This is a genomic window from Desulfosarcina sp., from assembly GCF_055467485.1.
In genome coordinates this window covers 1-19,547 of the sequence record NZ_JBUOIV010000076.1, presented here as the reverse complement: position 1 = coordinate 19,547, position 19,547 = coordinate 1, and the positions used below count along the sequence as shown (strand labels likewise).

At 51.1% G+C, this 19,547-nt stretch carries 34 protein-coding genes; 33 read left to right on the top strand and 1 reads right to left on the bottom strand.

From position 1 onward, the window contains the following. From ACZCED_RS22555 to ACZCED_RS22395, 33 genes are all read left to right on the top strand, one after another. Positions 1-262: EF-Tu C-terminal domain-related protein (locus tag ACZCED_RS22555; RefSeq protein ID WP_464861796.1), on the top strand; the 262-nt coding region annotated here is incomplete at its 5' end. A gap of 17 nt (positions 263-279) precedes the next feature. After that, positions 280-591, top strand: coding sequence for a 30S ribosomal protein S10 (rpsJ, locus tag ACZCED_RS22550; protein ID WP_464861795.1), 312 nt, complete (start codon positions 280-282; stop codon positions 589-591). 27 nt (positions 592-618) lie between these two features. Further along, complete coding sequence (gene rplC / locus ACZCED_RS22545) at positions 619-1,248, top strand: 50S ribosomal protein L3 (protein WP_464861794.1); 630 nt, start codon at positions 619-621, stop codon at positions 1,246-1,248. Positions 1,249-1,332: 84 nt separating this feature from the next. Then, positions 1,333-1,953, top strand: a complete 621-nt coding sequence (gene rplD, locus ACZCED_RS22540; RefSeq protein ID WP_464861793.1) for a 50S ribosomal protein L4 — start codon at positions 1,333-1,335, stop codon at positions 1,951-1,953. Next, the gene (gene rplW, locus ACZCED_RS22535; RefSeq protein WP_464861792.1) at positions 1,953-2,240 is read left to right on the top strand and encodes a 50S ribosomal protein L23; all 288 of its coding nucleotides are present in this window, start codon (positions 1,953-1,955) and stop codon (positions 2,238-2,240) included. The genes rplD and rplW overlap by 1 nt, the downstream gene beginning before the upstream one ends. A gap of 17 nt (positions 2,241-2,257) precedes the next feature. Next, positions 2,258-3,082 (top strand): 50S ribosomal protein L2, encoded by an 825-nt coding sequence (gene rplB / locus ACZCED_RS22530; RefSeq protein WP_464861791.1) that lies wholly within the window; start codon positions 2,258-2,260, stop codon positions 3,080-3,082. Positions 3,083-3,162: 80 nt separating this feature from the next. After that, complete coding sequence (gene rpsS, locus ACZCED_RS22525; RefSeq protein WP_464861790.1) at positions 3,163-3,444, top strand: 30S ribosomal protein S19; 282 nt, start codon at positions 3,163-3,165, stop codon at positions 3,442-3,444. A gap of 16 nt (positions 3,445-3,460) precedes the next feature. Next, positions 3,461-3,802 carry a 50S ribosomal protein L22 gene (gene rplV / locus ACZCED_RS22520; RefSeq protein WP_464861789.1) on the top strand — a complete coding sequence of 114 codons (342 nt, stop codon included), beginning with the start codon at positions 3,461-3,463 and terminating at the stop codon, positions 3,800-3,802. A 12-nt stretch (positions 3,803-3,814) separates the two neighbouring features. Continuing rightward, positions 3,815-4,465 (top strand): 30S ribosomal protein S3, encoded by a 651-nt coding sequence (rpsC, locus tag ACZCED_RS22515; RefSeq protein WP_372676956.1) that lies wholly within the window; start codon positions 3,815-3,817, stop codon positions 4,463-4,465. A gap of 18 nt (positions 4,466-4,483) precedes the next feature. Further along, on the top strand, positions 4,484-4,897 hold the full coding sequence (rplP, locus tag ACZCED_RS22510) for a 50S ribosomal protein L16 (protein ID WP_464861788.1): 414 nt from the start codon (positions 4,484-4,486) through the stop codon (positions 4,895-4,897). Next, complete coding sequence (gene rpmC, locus ACZCED_RS22505) at positions 4,897-5,082, top strand: 50S ribosomal protein L29 (protein WP_464861787.1); 186 nt, start codon at positions 4,897-4,899, stop codon at positions 5,080-5,082. Before rplP ends, rpmC begins: the two co-directional genes overlap by 1 nt. 27 nt (positions 5,083-5,109) lie before the next feature. Beyond that, positions 5,110-5,367: a 30S ribosomal protein S17 gene (gene rpsQ / locus ACZCED_RS22500; RefSeq protein ID WP_319253164.1), complete on the top strand. Its 258-nt coding sequence runs from the start codon at positions 5,110-5,112 to the stop codon at positions 5,365-5,367. An 18-nt stretch (positions 5,368-5,385) separates the two neighbouring features. Then, entirely contained in the window at positions 5,386-5,754 is a 369-nt protein-coding gene (rplN, locus tag ACZCED_RS22495) for a 50S ribosomal protein L14 (RefSeq protein WP_372676964.1), read from the top strand. A gap of 30 nt (positions 5,755-5,784) precedes the next feature. Then, on the top strand, positions 5,785-6,114 hold the full coding sequence (gene rplX / locus ACZCED_RS22490) for a 50S ribosomal protein L24 (RefSeq protein WP_394708016.1): 330 nt from the start codon (positions 5,785-5,787) through the stop codon (positions 6,112-6,114). A 34-nt stretch (positions 6,115-6,148) separates the two neighbouring features. Continuing rightward, positions 6,149-6,688, top strand: coding sequence for a 50S ribosomal protein L5 (rplE, locus tag ACZCED_RS22485; protein ID WP_464861786.1), 540 nt, complete (start codon positions 6,149-6,151; stop codon positions 6,686-6,688). Positions 6,689-6,716: 28 nt separating this feature from the next. Then, positions 6,717-6,902, top strand: coding sequence for a type Z 30S ribosomal protein S14 (locus ACZCED_RS22480; protein WP_319408477.1), 186 nt, complete (start codon positions 6,717-6,719; stop codon positions 6,900-6,902). Between the two features lie 44 nt (positions 6,903-6,946). Continuing rightward, entirely contained in the window at positions 6,947-7,339 is a 393-nt protein-coding gene (rpsH, locus tag ACZCED_RS22475) for a 30S ribosomal protein S8 (RefSeq protein ID WP_464861785.1), read from the top strand. Positions 7,340-7,422: 83 nt separating this feature from the next. Next, the gene (gene rplF / locus ACZCED_RS22470; protein ID WP_464861784.1) at positions 7,423-7,962 is read left to right on the top strand and encodes a 50S ribosomal protein L6; all 540 of its coding nucleotides are present in this window, start codon (positions 7,423-7,425) and stop codon (positions 7,960-7,962) included. 66 nt (positions 7,963-8,028) lie between these two features. Further along, on the top strand, positions 8,029-8,397 hold the full coding sequence (gene rplR, locus ACZCED_RS22465; protein WP_464861783.1) for a 50S ribosomal protein L18: 369 nt from the start codon (positions 8,029-8,031) through the stop codon (positions 8,395-8,397). Positions 8,398-8,423: 26 nt separating this feature from the next. Further along, positions 8,424-8,921: a 30S ribosomal protein S5 gene (gene rpsE / locus ACZCED_RS22460; RefSeq protein ID WP_464861782.1), complete on the top strand. Its 498-nt coding sequence runs from the start codon at positions 8,424-8,426 to the stop codon at positions 8,919-8,921. Positions 8,922-8,938: 17 nt separating this feature from the next. Beyond that, positions 8,939-9,121 carry a 50S ribosomal protein L30 gene (gene rpmD, locus ACZCED_RS22455; RefSeq protein ID WP_464861781.1) on the top strand — a complete coding sequence of 61 codons (183 nt, stop codon included), beginning with the start codon at positions 8,939-8,941 and terminating at the stop codon, positions 9,119-9,121. A gap of 3 nt (positions 9,122-9,124) precedes the next feature. Continuing rightward, entirely contained in the window at positions 9,125-9,565 is a 441-nt protein-coding gene (rplO, locus tag ACZCED_RS22450) for a 50S ribosomal protein L15 (RefSeq protein ID WP_464861780.1), read from the top strand. A gap of 2 nt (positions 9,566-9,567) precedes the next feature. Next, complete coding sequence (gene secY, locus ACZCED_RS22445) at positions 9,568-10,878, top strand: preprotein translocase subunit SecY (protein ID WP_464861779.1); 1,311 nt, start codon at positions 9,568-9,570, stop codon at positions 10,876-10,878. A gap of 72 nt (positions 10,879-10,950) precedes the next feature. After that, on the top strand, positions 10,951-11,169 hold the full coding sequence (gene infA / locus ACZCED_RS22440; protein ID WP_155303848.1) for a translation initiation factor IF-1: 219 nt from the start codon (positions 10,951-10,953) through the stop codon (positions 11,167-11,169). An 83-nt stretch (positions 11,170-11,252) separates the two neighbouring features. After that, positions 11,253-11,366 carry a 50S ribosomal protein L36 gene (gene rpmJ / locus ACZCED_RS22435; RefSeq protein ID WP_083456323.1) on the top strand — a complete coding sequence of 38 codons (114 nt, stop codon included), beginning with the start codon at positions 11,253-11,255 and terminating at the stop codon, positions 11,364-11,366. Between the two features lie 13 nt (positions 11,367-11,379). Further along, the gene (rpsM, locus tag ACZCED_RS22430; protein ID WP_464861778.1) at positions 11,380-11,760 is read left to right on the top strand and encodes a 30S ribosomal protein S13; all 381 of its coding nucleotides are present in this window, start codon (positions 11,380-11,382) and stop codon (positions 11,758-11,760) included. Between the two features lie 25 nt (positions 11,761-11,785). Next, complete coding sequence (gene rpsK / locus ACZCED_RS22425; RefSeq protein WP_464861777.1) at positions 11,786-12,172, top strand: 30S ribosomal protein S11; 387 nt, start codon at positions 11,786-11,788, stop codon at positions 12,170-12,172. A 68-nt stretch (positions 12,173-12,240) separates the two neighbouring features. Next, a complete protein-coding gene (rpsD, locus tag ACZCED_RS22420; protein ID WP_464861776.1) occupies positions 12,241-12,870 on the top strand; it encodes a 30S ribosomal protein S4 in 630 nt (209 codons plus the stop codon). An 81-nt stretch (positions 12,871-12,951) separates the two neighbouring features. After that, the gene (locus ACZCED_RS22415) at positions 12,952-13,971 is read left to right on the top strand and encodes a DNA-directed RNA polymerase subunit alpha (RefSeq protein WP_464861775.1); all 1,020 of its coding nucleotides are present in this window, start codon (positions 12,952-12,954) and stop codon (positions 13,969-13,971) included. Positions 13,972-13,979: 8 nt separating this feature from the next. Beyond that, a complete protein-coding gene (rplQ, locus tag ACZCED_RS22410) occupies positions 13,980-14,597 on the top strand; it encodes a 50S ribosomal protein L17 (RefSeq protein WP_464861774.1) in 618 nt (205 codons plus the stop codon). Positions 14,598-15,299: 702 nt separating this feature from the next. Beyond that, a complete protein-coding gene (locus tag ACZCED_RS22405; protein ID WP_464861773.1) occupies positions 15,300-16,382 on the top strand; it encodes a TRAP transporter substrate-binding protein in 1,083 nt (360 codons plus the stop codon). Between the two features lie 88 nt (positions 16,383-16,470). Then, positions 16,471-16,974 carry a TRAP transporter small permease gene (locus tag ACZCED_RS22400; RefSeq protein WP_464861772.1) on the top strand — a complete coding sequence of 168 codons (504 nt, stop codon included), beginning with the start codon at positions 16,471-16,473 and terminating at the stop codon, positions 16,972-16,974. Between the two features lie 36 nt (positions 16,975-17,010). Then, positions 17,011-18,303, top strand: a complete 1,293-nt coding sequence (locus tag ACZCED_RS22395) for a TRAP transporter large permease (RefSeq protein WP_464861771.1) — start codon at positions 17,011-17,013, stop codon at positions 18,301-18,303. 41 nt (positions 18,304-18,344) lie between these two features. Here the strand turns inward: ACZCED_RS22395 and ACZCED_RS22390 are convergent, their stop codons facing one another. Further along, positions 18,345-19,136 (bottom strand): IclR family transcriptional regulator, encoded by a 792-nt coding sequence (locus tag ACZCED_RS22390; RefSeq protein ID WP_464861770.1) that lies wholly within the window; start codon positions 19,134-19,136, stop codon positions 18,345-18,347. Positions 19,137-19,547: the final 411 nt, after the last annotated feature.

Sequence of the window (19,547 nt, the reverse complement as noted above, 5' to 3'; positions counted from 1 at the left end):
GGCTTACATTTTGAGCAAGGAAGAGGGCGGTCGCCACACGCCGTTATTCAACGGTTACCGGCCGCAGTTTTATTTCCGTACGACGGACGTGACGGGGATATTGAATCTGCCGGAAGGTGTGGAGATGGTGATGCCTGGTGACAACGTGGCGATCACGGCTGAACTGATTACGCCGATCGCCATGGAGAAGGAGCTTCGGTTCGCCATTCGTGAAGGCGGCCGTACGGTGGGTGCCGGTGTCGTCAGCGATATAATTGAATAAAAAGAGAGCCTAAAACAATGATAATGAACTCCAAGATCAGGATCCGGCTCAAGGCCTACGATCACAAGCTTCTGGACCAGTCGGCCAGCGATATATTCGACACTGCCCGCAAGACTGGGGCCAAAGTGGTGGGCCCGATTCCCTTGCCGACAACAATAAATAAGTTCTGCGTCTTGAGATCTCCCCACGTGGACAAGAAATCCAGAGAGCAGTTCGAGATGCGGACTCACAAGCGGTTGCTGGACATTCTTGAACCGACCCAGCAGACCGTCGATGCGCTCATGAAGCTTGATCTGTCTCCTGGCGTTGATGTGGAGATCAAATTATAACGCGGGCATTAACACGGGATAAAAGAGATGTGCAAAGGACTGGTAGGAAAAAAACTGGGCATGACTTCGTTGTTCGCGCCCAATGGAAAATACATCCCTGTCACGGTTTTGCAGGTGGGGCCCTGTGTAGTTACCCAGGTCAAGAGTGAGAAGACGGACGGATACAAGGCTCTTCAATTGGGCTTCGGCGCCAAAAAAGAGTCAAAAACCACCAAGCCCCTCAAGGGACACTTCAAAAAGAGCGGGAGCGTTTGCTTTACCACCCTGAAGGAAGTGCAGGTAGACAACCCGGATGACTACACGGTGGGGCAGGCCGTCGGAACCGAAATTTTTGCCATCGGCGAAAAGGTCAATGTGACCGGCACATCCAAAGGGCGCGGATTTGCAGGCGTGATCAAACGCCACGGGTTCGGCGGCGGACGAGAGACCCACGGCGGTCATTGTCACCGCAGGCCCGGATCTATCGGCTGCAGTGCCTGGCCGTCAAAGGTCATCAAGGGAAAGCGGATGCCCGGACAGTATGGCGGAGATACAAAAACGGTCAGAAATCTGGAAATCGTCGATATTCGACCGGAAGAGAATCTCATTCTGCTGAAAGGCCCCCTCCCGGGGTGCCGTTCTGGAATCGTAACGATTAACAAGGTCCTGTTCGCATAATCATCAGGACTTCAGGCACCGTCAACAAAGCGTTTCGTCTCTTGAAACGACTGGGTTGCGGGAGCGCAGTGGACGAGGGACATTATGGCTGTTGTTGATGTAGTAAATATCGCCGGAGAGGTTGTCTCCCAGACCGAACTGAAAGACTCGATTTTCAATGTTCCGGTTAAAAAGAGCGTCCTGCACCAAGTCGTCATCGCCCAATTGGCTGCCAAAAGGGCGGGAACGGCTTCTGTCAAGCATCGGTCCGACGTCAAGGGCAGTCGCCACAAGCTTTACCGGCAAAAAGGCACGGGACGGGCGAGAAAGGGAGACATCAAGTCTCCGGTCCTTCGGGGTGGCGGCTCGGTTTTCGGTCCGGACCCGAGGAATTACACACAAAAGGTGCTCAAAAAGGTACGAAAAATGGCGCTGAAGATGGCGCTGACGTGCAGAGCTCAGGACCAGCAACTGGTCGTCGTGGACAAGATTGATCTCGATGAGATCAAAACCAAGGTTTTCGCGGGTGTCATCAAAGCGCTCAAGGCTGAAAAGGCGCTGATCATCATCAGTGAAAAGGACGAACGACTGGAGCTTTCCTCCCGCAACGTGCCTGGTGTCAAGATTCTTCAGATGCAGGGGATGAATGTTTACGACATCCTTAAATACCCCAAGCTGGTTCTTGTTCAGCCGGCTATTGAAGGGATAGAGGGGAGATTGGGCTGATGAATCAGTATGACATTATAAAGCGACCCGTGATCACCGAAAAAACAAATATCCAGAAAGAAGAGAACAATCAGCTCTCTTTCGAAGTGGATATGCACGCCAACCGCGTCGAGATTGCCCGGGCCATCGAGAAGATCTTCAGCGTTAAAGTGGCCAGAACACGCACGGTCCATGTCAAGGGAAAAATCAAGCGGCGGGGACGGATCTTAGGGAAACGCAAGGACTGGAAAAAAGCCATCGTTACCCTGATGCCCGGTGAACGGATTGATTTCTTCGAAGGTGTATAGACGCTAGGAGTATAACGATGGCAGTTAAAAAAGTTAAACCGACCAGCCCGGGTCGACGTTTCCAGAGTTTTGCCGGTTTTGAAGAGGTGACCAAGACCACCCCTGAAAAAAGCCTGCTCAGCATTCTTAAAAAATCAGGCGGTAGAAACGTAAACGGCCGAATTACCAGCAGGCGGCGGGGTGGTGGACACAAGCGGTATTACCGCATCATCGATTTCAAACGTGACAAGGACGGTATCCCTGCAAAAGTGGCCGCGATCGAATACGATCCCAACCGGTCCGCCCGCATCGCCCTGTTGCACTACGCGGATGGCGAAAAACGCTATATTATCGCACCGCTTAAACTGGCTGTCGGTGACACGGTGATGTCGGGGGCCGAGGCGGATATTCAGCCGGGTAACGCGCTGCCGTTGGCCAACATTCCGCTGGGTACACACATTCACAATATCGAGCTTAGGATCGGCAAGGGCGGTCAGATCGTTCGCAGTGCCGGAACATTTGCGCAGCTGATGGCCAAGGAAGATCGGTATGCGCTGGTGAAACTGCCCTCAAGTGAAGTTCGGATGGTGCTGCTTACCTGCAAGGCCACGGTCGGCCAGCTGGGCAACATCACCCACGAAAACGTCTCTTTAGGCAAGGCGGGACGCAACCGATGGAAAGGTCGTCGGCCCAAGGTCCGCGGTGTGGCGATGAACCCGGTTGACCATCCCATGGGCGGTGGCGAGGGGCGTTCTTCCGGCGGCAGACATCCCTGTTCTCCCTGGGGCGTGCCGACCAAAGGCTACCGAACCCGAAAGAACAAGCGCACCGATCGCTACATCGTCAAGCGACGTACGAAATAGTAGCTATCTACCCACTTCTGAGCAATCCCGCACCAGTTCGCCGGATGTTCAGTTGGAATGGAAAATCAGCAGGAGACATCATGCCCCGTTCGTTAAAAAAAGGTCCTTTTATCGACCCGAAACTTTTCAAAAAAGTGTCTGCGGCCCAAGGCACCCGGAGCAACCAGGTAATCAAAACGTGGTCACGGCGTTCGACCATTCTGCCCGAAATGGTCGGCATTACCCTCGCCGTGCATAACGGCCGAAAGTTTCTGCCGGTGTTCGTTACCGAAAATATGGTTGGGCATAAACTAGGCGAGTTTTCTCCGACGCGGACCTACTACGGGCATGCCGCGGACAGGAAATCCAAGGTAAAAAGATAAAAAAGGAAGGCCCTAAATGGAGGTCAGAGCTACACAACGATATGTGCGAATTTCACCTCAGAAAGTGAGGATGCTTGTCGATGCCATCAAGGGTAAACCGGCTGAGGCAGCCATAAACGCACTGAAATTCATGCCGCAAAAATCTGCCGGCATCGTCGAAAAAATTGTTCGCTCCGCCGTTGCCAATGCAGATCAGAACACGAGCATCGACGTGGACGAGTTGATTGTCAGAAATTTGATTGTCGATCAGGGACCGTCCCTAAAAAGGTTCAAGGCGAGGGCCAGGGGAAGAGGGGCGCGCATACTAAAGAGAACCGCACACATTACCGTTGTGTTAGCAGAAGGTTCCGTACAGTAAGGAGGAAACAGCTTGGGCCAGAAAGTCAACCCTATCTCACTGAGGCTGGGGATCGTAAAAACCTGGGAATCCCGTTGGTTTGCCGGCAAAAAATATGCAGATTACATCTTTGAGGACTATCAGATTCGCAAGTTCATCAAAGAAAAGCTTCATCATGCCGGCGTCGCTAAAATTGAAATTGAACGATCGACCCGGCGGGTCAGACTTCGGATATTCACGGCGCGTCCCGGCATTGTTATCGGAAAGAAGGGCTCGGAGATTGAAAAGCTCAAGAAACAACTTGAAGGTCGCGTGAGCCAGGAAGTGCTGATCGACATTCAGGAAGTCAGAAAACCGGAAGTGGATGCCCAACTGGTCGCAGAAAACGTGGCCATGCAGATTGAACGGCGGGTCGCATTCAGGCGTGCCATGAAGCGCGGGGTCTCCTCCGCCATGCGGTTCGGCGCCCAGGGCGTGAAGATCATCTGCTCGGGGCGGCTCGGCGGTGCTGAAATGGCCCGCACCGAATGGTACCGTGAAGGGCGGGTACCCTTGCACACCCTGCGGGCGGACATCGACTATGGTACCACCGAAGCCCGCACCACTTATGGAATCGTCGGAATCAAGGTGTTTGTATTCCATGGCGAAATTCTCAAAAAGGATCAAGCCGAAATTCGTGGTTAGGCTTGCGGGAGATACGAAATGCTGAGCCCTAAAAAGGTCAAATATCGTAAGAGTCAAAAGGGAAGAATGAAAGGGGCCGCTTACCGGGGCAGCGATCTGAGTTTTGGAGAATTTGGATTGCAGGCCACGGATTGCGGAAAAATTTCCTCCAAACAGATCGAAGCGGCACGTATTGCCATGACGCGTCACGTAAAAAGAGGGGGGAAAATCTGGATCCGCATATTCCCGGACAAACCCTTCACCAAGAAGCCCGCCGAAGTCCGTATGGGTAAAGGAAAGGGCGCACCTGAAGGGTGGGTGGCAGTTATACGGCCCGGGCGCGTGCTTTATGAAATGACCGGTGTCAGCCGGGAAATGGCTCAGGAGGCGCTTCGCCTTGCTGCCCACAAACTTCCCATTAAAACCCGGTTTGTGGAGAGGAGCGAGCTATAATGAAAGCGACCGAAATCAGAGACTTCAATGCCGAAGAGATTCAGCAGAAGGTACTCGACCTGAAGGAAGCCTTGTTCAATCTACGGTTTCAGCATGAAATCGGGCAGCTTGAAAACCCCAAAAAAATTGGGGAAACCAAGAGGGACATCGCCCGGTTGAAAACCATTTTGAACGAAAAAATATAAACCCATACAAAAGACTAAGATGCGGTCATGAAAAATCGTGGAATAAAGAGACAACTCGTTGGTACTGTGGTCAGCGACAAGATGGACAAAACTGCCGTCGTACAGGTTGAACGGTTGGTTAAGCATCCACTTTACAAGAAATATATCAGACGACGCAACAAATTCGCCGCTCACGATAATGACAATCGCTGCAACATCGGAGACAAGGTGCTGATTACGGAATCTCGGCCGATCAGCAAGCTCAAGCGGTGGCGCATCACCGACATTATCGAAAAAGCCGTATAGCGATAAAGGACGATAAACATGATTCAGGCCGAAACAAAACTGACGGTGGCGGACAACTCGGGCGCACGTGCGGTTTACTGCATCAAAGTTTTGGGGGGTTCCAAAAGGCGGTATGCGGGTATCGGTGACATTATCGTGGTCACCGTGAAAGAAGCCATCCCCAACGCCAAGGTTAAGAAGGGCGATGTTCTCAAGGCAGTCGTGGTCAGGACCAAAAAGGAGATCAGAAGGCCCGATGGGTCTTACATCCGTTTTGATGACAACTCCGCCGTGTTGATCAACAACCAGCGTGAACCTCTGGGCACTCGTATCTTCGGGCCGGTTGCCAGAGAGCTTCGTGCCAAGCGATTTATGAAAATCGTATCACTTGCACCCGAGGTGCTATAATTTAAGGCCCCGCTTCGTGGAGAAAACGAAATGATCAGAGATTCAATTAAAATAAAAAAAGATGACAAGGTTAAGGTCATCGCCGGCAAAGATAAAGGTAAGGTCGGAAAGGTCCTCAAGGTCAGCGGGAAAAAGAACCGACTCCTGGTCGAGAATATCAATGTCGTGAAACGGCACACGAAGCCTAACGCTCAGAACAGACAGGGCGGGATCCTTGAGAGTGAAGCGCTGATCCACTGGTCCAATGTGATGTTGATGTGCAACAAGTGCATTGAACCCGTGCGGGTGAAAACCAAAACCCTGGACGATGGCAAGAAGGTCCGCATCTGCAGAAAATGCAGTGAAATTATAGATGCATAGGGCCCGCTAAACGGGAGGCTCTCGGAGGAACAACATGTCACAGCTCAAAACTTTCTATGATGAGACGGTGGTGCCGAAACTCAAGGAGAAGTTCAACTATACCAATCCCATGCAGATTCCGAAAATTGAAAAGATCGTGATCAACATGGGGCTGGGAGAGGCAATCCACAACATCAAAATTATCGATTCGGCCGTCGAGGAACTCAAACAGATTTCGGGTCAGCAACCGGTGGTCACGCGGGCCAAGAAGTCAATCGCTTCCTTCAAGCTGCGTGAAGGCATGCCTATCGGCTGCATGGTCACGCTGCGCAAGAAACGGATGTACGATTTTCTCAACAAGCTGGTCAATGTAGCCCTGCCCCGCGTCAGGGACTTCAGAGGCATCTCCGGCAAAGCCTTTGACGGTGCTGGGAATTATTCGCTGGGTGTCAAAGAGCAGCTGATATTCCCTGAAATCGAATATGACAAGATTGATAAAATCAAAGGCTTGAATGTCAGCATCGTAACGACGGCCAAAAGTAATGAAGAGGGAAAAGAACTCCTCAAGTTGATGGGGATGCCTTTCAAGAATTAACAAGCCTGGTAGTAACAAGGAGAGAGCATTGGCGAAGACATCACTCAGAGAAAAGGTAAAAAGGAAGCCGAAGTTCAGCGTAAGGGCGTACAATCGATGCCCCATATGCGGAAGGCCTCGGGCGTTCATCAGAAAGTTCGGAATTTGCCGAATCTGCTTCCGCAACCTGGCTTCCCAGGGCAGGCTCCCTGGAGTTGTCAAGTCCAGTTGGTGATATAAAATATCAAATTTAACTATAAATTAGAGTAGGAAACAGCGATGAGCGATCCGATTGCCGACATGTTAACCCGCATCAGGAACGCCGGGAAAGCGAAGCACAACAGCGTTGATATTCCCGGATCTAAGATAAAAACAGAGATCGCCAGGGTTCTCAAAGAATCGGGCTATATCCGCAACTACAAGTTCATCAATGATGGAAAACAGGGCATCCTTCGCGTCCACCTCAAGTACACCGGTGCACAGAAACCCACCATCATCAACATTGAGCGGATCAGCAAGCCCAGTCGACGTACCTATCTCAACGCCAAATCCGTGATGCCTATATACAACGGTTTGGGGATTGCCATCATGTCCACCTCTCAAGGGGTCATGACAGATAAGGCGGCTAGAGAGAAAAACATCGGCGGCGAAGTGCTTTGCACCCTCTGGTAGAATGCAACATCAAAAGGACTGACACCGTCCCTGGTCCGGAACTAACCCTGGTCGTTACAGGATGCAAATAAGAGGTGCGATAAATGTCTCGAGTAGGCAAAAAAGTAATCATGCTCCCCGCAAAGACCAAAATCGATTTTAAAAATCGAGAACTGGTTGTCAAGGGGGATAAGGGAACATTGACCCGAACCATCCACCCTGCGGTCGATCTGTCCATCAAGGACAACACTATTTCGGTGATCATCGATCAGGAAGATCGGAAAACCCGCTCTCTTCAGGGACTGACCCGCAGCCTCGTGGCCAATATGGTTGATGGGGTCAGCAAGGGATTCGAGAGAACCCTTGAGATCAACGGTATTGGCTACCGGGCCGAAATGAAGGGAAAATCAATTGTGCTGAACCTGGGATATTCCCATCCTATCGATTTCCCTCTGCCCGATGGGATCGATGCCACGGTCGATAAAAACAATGTCATCAAGCTCACCGGTATCGATAAGGAAAAAGTCGGACAGACCGCCGCTTCGATACGAAAACTGAGAAAACCGGAGCCGTATAAAGGCAAGGGTGTAAAATACGCCGAAGAGCACATCCAGCGCAAGGCCGGGAAGACCGGTACCAAATAACCGTCGACGGCGCATCATCATTTTTGCCGGACAACCGATGAATGGCGGCCACTAAAGGATTGGAATATGGGTTCAACTAAAGAAAAAAAGAAAATCTGGCTGAAGCGTAAAAAAAGAATAAGCAAAAGAATCATCGCCACGGTGGAACGGCCACGGCTCTCCGTTTTCAGAAGCGCCAAACACATTTACGGCCAGATTGTGGATGATACCACCGGCAGGACCATCGCCGCTGCCAGCAGCAATGAAAAATCGGTGAAGGATCAGCCCACCTTTGAAAGCAAAGTCGCCAAGGCGGTATTCACCGGAAAGCTGCTTGCCCAGCGGGCCATGGACAAAGGCGTGAAGAAGGTCGTTTTCGACCGCAACGGTTTTCTATATCATGGACGCGTCAAAGCTTTGTCCGACGGAGCCCGGGAAGCGGGTTTGGATTTTTAGTACACACCAGTTAAGGAGGCAGACCCTTGTTCAAGCAAGATACCGAAGAAAACCAACTGATCGATAAAGTTGTTCACATCAGCCGTGTGGCTAAAGTGGTCAAGGGCGGTCGTCGCTTCAGCTTCAGCGCCATTGTCGTCGTTGGTGACGGTGAAGGCAGTGTCGGATATGGGCTCGGGAAAGCAGGGGAGGTTCCTGAAGCCATCAGAAAAGGCGTTGAAAAGGCCAAAAAGAGCATGGTGAAGGTACCGCTGACGGAAGGAACGCTTCCCTTCAAGGTCGTTGGTCGATTCGGCGCGGGCCGGGTGATGTTGAAACCTGCTTCGGACGGAACCGGCCTCATTGCGGGCGGGGCGGTGCGGGCTGTACTGGAGGCTGTAGGTGTCCAGAACATCCTGACGAAATGCATGGGGACCAACAACCCCCATAATGTCGTCAAGGCCACCGTAGACGGTCTGAAACAACTCGAGAGCATCGAGTCGGTGGCGGCCAGACGCGGACTAAAGGTCCAGGATTTAAGATAAGGTAAGGAAAGCGAACGATGAGTAAAATGCTGAAAATCACATTGGTAAAAAGCATGATCGGACGGCCGGAAAAACACCGCAACGTTTTACGGGGAATGGGGCTTACCAAGCTTAACCGCACCGTTGAACTGCAAAATAGCCCTTCCGTGCGAGGAATGGTTGAAAAGGTATCCCATCTGGTGGTTGCCGAGGAGATATAATCGATGAGACTCAACGATTTGGCACCTGAAAAGGGTCAGCGAAAAACTAGAAAGCGCGTCGGACGCGGCGTCGGCTCAGGTTCCGGGAAAACGGCCGGAAAAGGAAGCAAAGGTCAGAATTGCCGCTCAGGCGGCGGCGTAAGGCCCGGATATGAAGGCGGTCAGATGCCGATTCATCGCCGACTGCCGAAACGAGGGTTTAAAAACCCCTTTAAGAAAACCTTCGCCATCGTCAACGTTAAAGATTTAAACCGTTTTGAATCGCAGTCGGTGGTCGACGAGGTGGCCTTGATCAAAAACGGCCTTGTAAAAGGTGATCGGGATGGCATTAAATTGTTGGGGAAAGGGGAAGTAACGGTCCCCGTAACGGTTCGAATCAACCATATCAGCGACAGCGCCAGACAAAAAGTTGAGGCCGTTGGCGGAAAGATAGAGGTCATCTGAACATGGTTGGCAGCGGATTCGGAAATATTTTCAAGATCCCCGAACTCAAAAAGCGCATTCTATATACGTTGGCCCTGCTTTTCGTATACAGAATCGGCGTTCACGTACCGACGCCCGGAATAGACGCCGTCGCCCTGGCTTCCTTTTTCGCTAAAATGGAAGGAACCATTTTCGGCATATTCAATATGTTTTCCGGCGGTGCACTCGAGCAGCTTTCCGTTTTCGCCCTCGGCATCATGCCCTACATCAGTGCCTCGATTATCCTGCAACTGCTCACCGTGGTGATTCCTCATCTGGAGCGGCTGAAGAATGAAGGGGAACAGGGTAGAAAGAAGATTACCCAGTACACGCGTTACGGAACCGTGGTGCTCAGTATCATCCAGGGTTTAGGTATCAGCATCGGGCTGGAAAGCATGACATCACCCGGCGGCGCCGCGATCGTAATGGTTCCCGGATGGGGGTTCCGGATAATGACGGTTCTCACGCTGACCGCCGGCACCGCATTTATTATGTGGCTGGGTGAACAGATTACCGAGCGGGGTATTGGAAATGGAATTTCGCTGATCATCTTCGCCGGCATCGTCGCCCGAATGCCAGCCGCAATCATGAACACCTTTCGATTGGTGTCCACCGGCGAAATGAACATTTTCGCCATCGTCATCCTCCTGCTGCTCATGGTGATCGTCGTCGGTTTTATCATCTTTGTGGAACAGGGGCAGAGGCGCATACCGGTGCAGTATGCCAAGCGAGTGGTCGGCCGGCGCATGTATGGCGGACAGAGTACGCATCTGCCGCTTAAAATCAATACATCAGGGGTGATACCCCCGATTTTTGCATCCTCGATCATCATGTTTCCGGCGACCATCGCCAGTTTCATCACGATCCCCTGGATGAAGGCCATCGCCGATTCGATGCGTCCCGGCAATTTATTTTACGAGTTGTTATACGTCGGATTCATTTTCTTTTTCTGCTACTTCTACACGGCAGTGACATTCAACCCGGTCGATGTGGCGGACAACATGAAAAAAAATGGCGGTTACATACCGGGCATTCGGCCTGGTAAACGTACGGCTGACTACATCGACCGGGTGCTGACGCGCATTACTCTAGGTGGCGCCATCTATGTGTCGGCGGTGTGCGTCCTGCCGTCCATCTTAATCAGTCGTTTCAACGTACCCTTCTATTTTGGCGGAACGGCGCTACTGATTGTCGTCGGTGTGGCGATCGATACGGTCGCACAGATGGAGTCGCACATGCTCACCCGTCACTACGAGGGATTCTTGAAAAAGGGTGGCATTCGGGGAAGACGATAAACACCCTTGCTATGATCGTGATACGCAGTTCACAGATTTACATTTACACAACGAAACGTGCAGGAGATCGGAATGCCCAAGGAAGAGGCCATCAAAGTTGAAGGCATTGTCTTAGAAACGCTGCCGAACGCGATGTTCAAGGTCGAGCTTGAAAACAAACACCAAGTCCTGGCGCATATCTCCGGCAAAATGAGAATGCATTTTATTAAGATCCTACCTGGAGACAAGGTCACGGTGGAGCTTTCTCCCTACGACCTGTCAAGGGGACGAATCACCTATCGCTCAAAATAACTGGCAAGGGTTCGCATCCCATGAACGGAAAAGACCGGCAACAGCGATTAACCCATTTGCCCTGCGGTACGAAGGAGTAGACAATGAAGGTCAGAGCATCCGTTAGGAAGATTTGCAGCAAGTGCAAAATCATCAAGCGAAAAGGAACCGTTCGGGTTATCTGCGAGAACAAGAGACACAAACAGAGGCAAGGTTAGAGGAGGTTGAGCTTTGGCAAGAATCGCTGGTGTAGACTTACCTAGACGTAAACGGATAGAAATCGGACTGACCTATATCTATGGTATCGGAAGAACTGTTTCCAATCGGATCCTCAGCAAGCTCAAGATCGATCCGAATACCAGTACAGACGATCTTTCCGAAGCTGAGATAAACAGCATTCGCAAGGTAATCGATAGTGAACTCAAAGTGGAAGGGGAGCTTCGGACAGAAGTTTCCATGAACATCAAACGGCTTATGGACCTGGGCTGTTATCGCGGCCTCAGGCATAGACGATCCCTGCCGGTACATGGCCAGCGGACCAGCACCAACGCCAGGACACGTAAAGGCCCCAAACGGTCCGCCATCAAGAAAAAGAGCGCTGCCAAAAAGTAATCCATCATCTGTCAGGAATAAATAAATGCCTAAAAAGACCAAAACCAAAAAGAAGGAAAGAAAGAACATCTCCAGTGGGGTTGTTCATATTCAGTCCACGTTCAACAACACTATCGTTACGATAACCGACGCCATGGGAAACGTGGTTTCATGGTCCAGCGCAGGTGTCCACGGTTTTAAGGGATCGCGCAAGAGTACTCCCTTCGCCGCCCAGTTGACCGCGGAAGACGCGGCCAAAAAAGCCATGGAACATGGGATGAAAAGTGTAGAAGTATATGTCAAGGGGCCGGGCTCAGGCCGTGAATCTGCACTTCGCGCCCTTCAGGCCGCGGGTTTTAATGTCCTTATGATCAAGGATGTCACCCCGATCCCACACAACGGTTGCCGGCCTCCCAAAAGGAGACGGGTATAGGCGGCTTGCCGTCGATGACCGGTATACGAAACGCGCCACACAAAGGTCTGGTTTAAAAGGAGGACGAATTGGCCCGATACAGAGGATCCGTCTGCAGGATATGCCGACGTGAAAATATGAAATTGTTTTTAAAGGGAGATCGCTGCTATTCCGATAAATGCGCATTCGACCGGAGAGGTTACGCCCCCGGACAGCATGGGCAGCGGCGTCGAGGCAAGCCCTCCGATTACGGCATTCAGCTTCGCGAGAAACAGAAAGTCAAGAACACCTACGGCCTTTCCGAAAAGCAGTTCCGGCTGTTTTTCGAAAAGGCCGACCGGAAAAAGGGCATTACCGGCACGAACCTGCTGGTCCTTCTCGAACGTCGGTTGGATAACGTCGTATATCGTCTCGGCTTCGCCAATTCCAGAACGCAGGGTCGCCATTTCGTGCGGCATAACCACTTTGTCGTCAACGGCAAACGGGTCAACATTCCTTCCTACTTGGTGAATGTCGGCGATACGATAGAGGTGGCTGAAAAGAGCCGAAAGGTTCAGGCCATCATCGATTCTCTGGATGCGGTGATTCGTAGGGGACTGCCACAGTGGATTGCCGTCGAAAAAGAGAAGTTCAAAGGCGAAATTAAAAGCTTCCCGGTTCGCGAAGACCTTACTCTGCCGATGCAGGAACAACTCATTGTCGAGCTCTACTCCAAATAAATGGGTCGTTTTATCGTTGAGCACGAAACTTTTTGAGAAAACCTTGCTGCATTGATAATAAATCCGCTTGGAGAAAATGTAATGGTTAAAAACGAACTTATGTACATGAACTGGCGCGAAATGATAAAATCCGAAAGAATTCGCGTCAGCAGTACCGAATCCTATGGCAAGTTTGTATGTGAGCCGCTGGAAAGAGGATTCGGTATAACCCTTGGGAATTCTTTGAGAAGAACTATCCTTTCGTCTTTATACGGTGCTGCCATTGTGTCCGTCCGGTTCGAATCGGTAGAGCATGAGTTCAGTGTTATTCCGGGTGTGAATGAAGACGTATCCGAGATCATCTTGAACCTCAAAGAGGTCCGTCTGAAGATGGATGATGCCACCCCGCGGACCATCCGGATCGAGGCTTCCGGTGAAGGTATCGTGACGGCGGCAGACATCACCAGCGATGACGGGCACGTGGAGATCTTGAACCCTGAACAGCACATTGCCACCCTCGCCGCGGACGGTAGTCTGAATATGACCATGGTGGTCAAGGCGGGCAAGGGCTACTCCCTCGCGGAGGCGAACAAGGACGAGGACGCGCCGATCGGTACGATCCCCATCGATGCGGTCTTTTCACCGGTCAAGCGGGTCAATTATGTAGTGGGCAATGCGCGTGTCGGGCAGCGGACCGATTACGACAAACTGACACTGGAAGTGTGGACCGATGGAAGTGTGGCTCCTGAGGATGCCGTTGCCTACAGCTCAAAAATACTTAAGGAACAGCTTAGCATTTTTATCAATTTTGACGAAGATGCCGAGCCGCAGCAGGATGGAAGTGAAGATGAGTCGGAAAAACCGGCATTCAATGACAATTTATATCGAAGCGTCGAGGAACTCGAACTGTCCGTGAGAAGCGCCAACTGCCTTAAGAATGCCGAGATCTTGAAGATTTACCAACTGGTCCAGAAAACCGAGAACGAGATGCTCAAAACCAAAAATTTCGGCCGAAAATCACTTAATGAGATTAAGGAAGTTCTGTCTGAAATGGGGCTATCGTTGGGAATGAAAATTGACAGCTTTGTCCCGCCTGAAGAATCCGTCGAAGAAGGGGAGTAAACGTTCCAATGAGACATAGAAAAAGCGGTGTAAAACTCAATCGAACCACGAGCCACAGACAGGCGATGTTCAGAAACATGGTGACCTCGCTGCTTAAGCACGATCGCATCAAAACCACCGATGCCAAAGCCAAAGAGCTGCGCAGGTGGGCCGATCATATTGTAACGCTGGCAAAACGAGGCGATCTTCATGCCAGGCGGCTGGCCATGTCCATCGTTCGAGAAAAGGACGTCGTGCATAAGATATTTGAAGAGGCCTCTGAGCGATTCGGTTCAATTAACGGCGGCTATACGCGGATCGTAAAGATCGGCCGGCGGCCAGGCGATGCCGCGGCCATGACGCTTGTCGAGTTGGTCAGTTCAGATGCCGCCGCGCCGGCCAAGACCAAAAAGACCAAGGCAAAAATCGCAGACAAACCGGCTGCAACGGATACCCAGGTGGCTGAAACCGCGCCTGCCGAAGAAAGCAAATCAACGGAAACGCTCGATAGTGACAGCCCGGACCCAGCTGCCGATATCCACGCAGCACCGTCCGGCGACGAATCAGATACCGACACGGTGGATGATGATGGCGCCATGGAAAAGGATGCCAAGGCATCAGCCGATCCTGACGCTACCGTTAAATAATCGAATTCATGATCCGCATGCTTTTTAAAAGGCCCTGATTTATCAGGGCCTTTTTTTTTCTCCTGGTTTTATTGCTTTGACTTTTCCTCCATGTTTCTATAAACGATAGACGACTGACTTCAAATTGCCATTTTTTTGTTTTGTGCACGATTGCACAGTCAAACTGGTATCCAGCCTACCTGTTTGTCCTTGGCTGAGGCAGGATCAGTAATCGGACCCTAATCCAAGTGCATGCACATCATTGGAGATTCTCCGTGGCCATTCGATAGAGAGAGTGTCCAACGATAACCGTCCGCCGTTCCGAGGATCGCGGATTGCACCCATTCTCCAGATTTTATATACCGGTATTCCATTTTTTTGCGTTTTCCAATACCGGTCCTTTTTCGATATTCGCTCGATCGTGTAACCCTTGTTGTCCAATATTACCAGGCGGCAATAAGGCTTCGACTATGGTTGCTGAGGTAATTCCTTGGTGTTGCAGACGAGCAACCCGGGGCAATTATCGCTTTACGACGTCAACCCAACCGAATGCGGAAAATTTCAAGCGATTTCCCGGTGCTGGGGACATAGCACTTGGTTTCATTTGATGAATAAGCTTTAAAAATTTTGCTTGACTTAAAAAATAAGTAGCTGTTAAGTAGCTGGTATGTAGCTTGGAGCGAGTCGTTTTTCTAACAGCGGGGGAACAAAAGGAGGGGCCGGATGATTGGTAACAGAACAGTGAAGTGGGTAGGTGTGATGGTGGTGGTTATTAGTTTATGGATCAGCCCTGTCATTGCGGCCGGGCCGTCTTTGGATGCTTGGAAACCAAGTTTCGACCCGTCTGGCGCAAAATTCAAGTGTATTGTGTCCAACGTGTCACATCCGGTGATCAAGGGCGTGTATGCAGGGTTTGCCATCCGTGATGAACTGTGGAAACGCACCAACGGTCAGATCTACGTGGACTACAAACCGTTCTCTATGCTGGGTGGTGAAGTGGAGGTGCTCAATCAGTTACAGATGGGGGCTATACAGGGAATGGGCGTCAGTTCTGTTGCAGCGACTAACTTAGGACCGCGTTTCGGTGTGGTCAATCTGCCCTTTCTGATCAACTCGTTCGAAAAGCTAGATAAATTTGCCGGAAGCGGACAACTATTCGATCATTTCATGATGGCCATGGATCATCAGGGTATCATGGGGCTGGACATTACCGGCTACGGCAACTACGGTTGGGCCACAACCACGCCGGTAAAAACGATCGCCGACGCCAAAAAAGTCAAATTTCGAATTGCCGAGGCAGCGGTCAACCAGCTCAATTACAGCAACTGGGGTTTCAATCCCGTGGTGATGCCGTGGCCCGATGTGCCGGTCGCATTGAAACAGGGTGTCATCGACGGACTGGATCACACGCCAATGGTCTGTAATATCACAAAGAAATTTGAAGTGGCCAAATACTTTACCCAGTTGAATTATGCCCAGGGACTGTTTATCTGGATATTCAACAAGGCTTGGTTCAACAGTCTGCCCGCGGATCTCCAGAAAACATTCAAGGAAACGGTGCATGACGTCTGCGCCAAGATCCGGACCGAAACCGTTCAGCAGGAAACTGATGAAATTGAAAAGGCCAAGGCCGCCGGTATCGAATTTTTCAAGCTTTCGGATGCCGATATGGCAACGCTGAAGGCACAAGGTGACAAGACGCACCAGGCTTTCGCTGCGGAAATTAACAAACTCTATCCGGGAGACACCTATCGGCCGGTCAATTTTCTTGAAGAAGTTCAGGGCTTCATCGGCTACACCAAATAAGTTCTGCATGTAAATAACATCTTGACAAAAGGGGGTTTCCAATGCTGAAACCCCCTTTTGTCTATAACGCCATTGCAAAGGACCGTTGATGACTGGAAAGACGCTTAATGTGCTGGATAGGGCGTTATCCTTTTTCGAGGACTGGACGCTGTTTATCAGCGTCATGGTAGCGCTGATCGCCCTATTTTTCAATGTGGTGCTGCGCTACGGGTTCAATTACACCCTGGCCTGGTCCGAAGAACTGGTTCGTGAAGTGATCATTTACACCACCTTTATCGGATGCTGTTCAGCGGTTAAAAACCGTTCGATGATCAAGATCGATGCGTCAGTGCAACTGTTTCCAAAATTGAAAACACCGTTGACCTACTTCAGCAACACGGTGATCCTGATCTTTTCTGTTATGATGATGATTTACGGGTGGCAAATGGCCGCCATGCAGGCCAGGACGTTTCAAAAGACGCTGATTCTGCAGATTCCGCTAGTCTATCTGTATGCCATTTTACCACTGACCGGAGTGCTGATGTTCATTCGAACAGTGCAGGTCATTTACCAGGATTATAGGCAAGCCGAAGCGGACACTGAAACCACCTGAGCCAACCGGAGCAGAAAGACAAGGAGATTTCCCTATATGCAGTTCAACGACGTGATCCTCCTACTGATTCTTTTGGGATGCATGGCCACCTACATCCCCGTTTTCATGTGCCTTTTTTTTACAGCCGTCCTTGGATTCCTCTTTTTTACCGAAATTCCCGTTCTCTTGCTGTTTCAAACGATTTTCCGAAGCATGGACAATTTTGCTCTGGTTGTCGTGCTCTTTTTCATCCTGTGCGGAAATATCATGACCGCCGGGTCTATTGTCGAGAAACTGATCAAGGTGGCCAATGCGATGGTCAGTTGGCTGCCGGGAGGGTTAGGCATGGCGGGGGTCCTGGCCTGTGGGCTCTTCGGGGCCATATCGGGGTCCACCGTCGCCACTGTGGTGGCATTGGGCGGGTTCATGATCCCGGCACTGCTGGAGAATGGGTATCCGGAAAAGTATACGCTGGGGTTGATGACCACCTCACCGAACCTTGGTGTCATCATTCCGCCGAGCATCGGTATGATTCTCTACTCCATGATCAGCAACGTGTCCCTCGAGGGGCTGTTTCTTACCGGCTTTCTTCCCGGTATTTTAATCATGCTGCTGGTTTGCCTTTATTCCTACTTCTTTTTCCGCAATAAAAAAGAGATTGTCCGCATGCCGATTCCCTCCTTTGCAGATACCATGGCCGTTTTCAAGGAGGGCTTCTGGTCCCTGATGCTGCCGGTGATCATTTTCGGGGGAATCTTCTCCGGCGTGTTTACCGCCAACGAGGCGGCGGTGGTGGCTTGTGTATATGCTTTCATCGTCGAGCTGTTTATCCATAAATCCATGAAATTGAGCCAGGTGAAGCAAATAACCATCAATTCGGCGGTCACCTCGGCAACGCTTTTGATCATTGTCGCCGGCGCCACCTGTTTCGGGAGGCTGCTGACCCTTGAAAGCATCCCCGGCAGAATTACCGAGACGGTTCTTTCGGCCATCACCTCTCCGGCTGTTTTTCTTATCGCCATGAACATCCTGTTGCTGATCGTGGGCATGTTCATGGACATCATTTCGGCTACCATGATTCTTGGCCCGGTATTCCTGCCCATGCTGAATGCCTTCGACATCAACTGGATGCATTTCGGGCTGATCATGACGGTGAACCTGGCTATCGGATACTGCACCCCCCCCATGGGCGTCAGCCTGTATATCACCGGCGCTATCGCCAACCGGGATCTGATTTACGTATCCAAGGCGGTGTTGCCTTTTATCGCCATCCAGATCTTTGTCCTTCTGTTGATAACGTTTCTTCCCGATGTGGTCCTGTGGTTTCCCCGAATAATGGGGTTCAATTAAAGCCCATGGCTGGCATCATCACGCAATATAGCCTTCGCGAGTCAATCTTCCGAAGGCTTTTGTGATTCTGGGGCGGGGGTAAGCTGCCGATACCCCATTTCGCAGGATAGTTTCACGGTGGTTTCGAGCGTGCAGGCCAGGCAAAAAGACCGGTGAGCCAAGTCATTGTAGCGGATTTCCGGGATCGCCAGACTGATAACGCCAAGGAGAAGTCCCTTGTGATTGAAAACGGGAGCGCTGATTGAGCCCAGGCCCGGGTTTCTCTCCCCCAGGCTCAGTGCATACCCATTCGATCGAATGGTCTGCAATTGCACTTTCAATTTTGATTTGTCGGTGATCGTGTGGCGGGTCACCGCTGCCAAGGTTGCCTTTTTAAGGTATGAATCGATAAATGCCCGGCTGGAATAGGCCAGCAGGCATTTTGAAGATGCGCCGGCAAAAAGCGGAGAGCGACTACCGATGGGCATACTGGCTTTCAGGTATTGAGACGACTCCAAGGTGTCGATACAGAGTCGCTCCTGGCCATCGATGACATTGAGGTGAACGGTTTCCTGGGTTTGGGACAGGAGTCGCTGCATGTGAGGTGTGGCAGCCCGCGTGATGGGAAAAGCGCTTTGGAGCGTGTGCAGGAAGTTGAAGTAAACATTGCCCAGCCGGTAAATGCGGGTCTTGGGGTCCTGGTCGACAAAACCATGGGCCTTGAGGGACTGTAGAATGCGCTGGACCGTCGCCGGACTGAAACCCAAATGGGAACTCAATTCCCTGACGCCCCATGTGGGGTGGACGTCTTGGAAGGCCGCGAGGAGGGTGAGGGCTTTTTCGATTGCGTTCATCGTTCTCCCGGGTTGTCTCATAATACAAAACGCTGTTTTATAGAATGATGTGTCAGAAGGACTTACGCCTTGTCAAGCTATTTCCTTGCCACTGGCGGGCTGTGTCGGGATAGGATTTCACCGTGTATCCACACCGTGATCAGGACCGGTTCACCCGCAAGGTTGGGATAAGAAACGAACTTGCAAAATTCTTGTGTGCGGGGCCATTGTTTGCTATAAAACAAAACGCTGTTTTACATGGTGAAACAATTACCCTGTTCACGTCCATGTCAATTGTCGTAGCGAATTAATCATCATCCCAATAATGTGACCGTCAGATGGCCTCCGGCCGGTGGCGGAAACAAAGGAGACCCCATGGATTTTCAGCCGACCAAGGAACTGGAGATGCTGCGCAAGGCGGTGCGCGAGTTT

Excerpts from the sequence above, each read along its gene's own strand:
- rpsJ (WP_464861795.1), top strand. The coding sequence starts at position 280 with ATGATAATGAACTCCAAGATCAGGATCCGGCTCAAGGCCTACGATCAC.
- rplC (WP_464861794.1), top strand. The coding sequence starts at position 619 with ATGTGCAAAGGACTGGTAGGAAAAAAACTGGGCATGACTTCGTTGTTC.
- rplD (WP_464861793.1), top strand. The coding sequence starts at position 1,333 with ATGGCTGTTGTTGATGTAGTAAATATCGCCGGAGAGGTTGTCTCCCAG.
- rplW (WP_464861792.1), top strand. The coding sequence starts at position 1,953 with ATGAATCAGTATGACATTATAAAGCGACCCGTGATCACCGAAAAAACA.
- rplB (WP_464861791.1), top strand. The coding sequence starts at position 2,258 with ATGGCAGTTAAAAAAGTTAAACCGACCAGCCCGGGTCGACGTTTCCAG.
- rpsS (WP_464861790.1), top strand. The coding sequence starts at position 3,163 with ATGCCCCGTTCGTTAAAAAAAGGTCCTTTTATCGACCCGAAACTTTTC.
- rplV (WP_464861789.1), top strand. The coding sequence starts at position 3,461 with ATGGAGGTCAGAGCTACACAACGATATGTGCGAATTTCACCTCAGAAA.
- rplP (WP_464861788.1), top strand. The coding sequence starts at position 4,484 with ATGCTGAGCCCTAAAAAGGTCAAATATCGTAAGAGTCAAAAGGGAAGA.
- rpmC (WP_464861787.1), top strand. The coding sequence starts at position 4,897 with ATGAAAGCGACCGAAATCAGAGACTTCAATGCCGAAGAGATTCAGCAG.
- rpsQ (WP_319253164.1), top strand. The coding sequence starts at position 5,110 with ATGAAAAATCGTGGAATAAAGAGACAACTCGTTGGTACTGTGGTCAGC.
- rplN (WP_372676964.1), top strand. The coding sequence starts at position 5,386 with ATGATTCAGGCCGAAACAAAACTGACGGTGGCGGACAACTCGGGCGCA.
- rplX (WP_394708016.1), top strand. The coding sequence starts at position 5,785 with ATGATCAGAGATTCAATTAAAATAAAAAAAGATGACAAGGTTAAGGTC.
- rplE (WP_464861786.1), top strand. The coding sequence starts at position 6,149 with ATGTCACAGCTCAAAACTTTCTATGATGAGACGGTGGTGCCGAAACTC.
- rpsH (WP_464861785.1), top strand. The coding sequence starts at position 6,947 with ATGAGCGATCCGATTGCCGACATGTTAACCCGCATCAGGAACGCCGGG.
- rplF (WP_464861784.1), top strand. The coding sequence starts at position 7,423 with ATGTCTCGAGTAGGCAAAAAAGTAATCATGCTCCCCGCAAAGACCAAA.
- rplR (WP_464861783.1), top strand. The coding sequence starts at position 8,029 with ATGGGTTCAACTAAAGAAAAAAAGAAAATCTGGCTGAAGCGTAAAAAA.
- rpmD (WP_464861781.1), top strand. The coding sequence starts at position 8,939 with ATGAGTAAAATGCTGAAAATCACATTGGTAAAAAGCATGATCGGACGG.
- rplO (WP_464861780.1), top strand. The coding sequence starts at position 9,125 with ATGAGACTCAACGATTTGGCACCTGAAAAGGGTCAGCGAAAAACTAGA.
- secY (WP_464861779.1), top strand. The coding sequence starts at position 9,568 with ATGGTTGGCAGCGGATTCGGAAATATTTTCAAGATCCCCGAACTCAAA.
- infA (WP_155303848.1), top strand. The coding sequence starts at position 10,951 with ATGCCCAAGGAAGAGGCCATCAAAGTTGAAGGCATTGTCTTAGAAACG.
- rpmJ (WP_083456323.1), top strand. The coding sequence starts at position 11,253 with ATGAAGGTCAGAGCATCCGTTAGGAAGATTTGCAGCAAGTGCAAAATC.
- rpsK (WP_464861777.1), top strand. The coding sequence starts at position 11,786 with ATGCCTAAAAAGACCAAAACCAAAAAGAAGGAAAGAAAGAACATCTCC.
- ACZCED_RS22415 (WP_464861775.1), top strand. The coding sequence starts at position 12,952 with ATGGTTAAAAACGAACTTATGTACATGAACTGGCGCGAAATGATAAAA.
- rplQ (WP_464861774.1), top strand. The coding sequence starts at position 13,980 with ATGAGACATAGAAAAAGCGGTGTAAAACTCAATCGAACCACGAGCCAC.
- ACZCED_RS22405 (WP_464861773.1), top strand. The coding sequence starts at position 15,300 with ATGATTGGTAACAGAACAGTGAAGTGGGTAGGTGTGATGGTGGTGGTT.
- ACZCED_RS22400 (WP_464861772.1), top strand. The coding sequence starts at position 16,471 with ATGACTGGAAAGACGCTTAATGTGCTGGATAGGGCGTTATCCTTTTTC.
- ACZCED_RS22395 (WP_464861771.1), top strand. The coding sequence starts at position 17,011 with ATGCAGTTCAACGACGTGATCCTCCTACTGATTCTTTTGGGATGCATG.
- ACZCED_RS22390 (WP_464861770.1), bottom strand. The coding sequence starts at position 19,136 with ATGAACGCAATCGAAAAAGCCCTCACCCTCCTCGCGGCCTTCCAAGAC.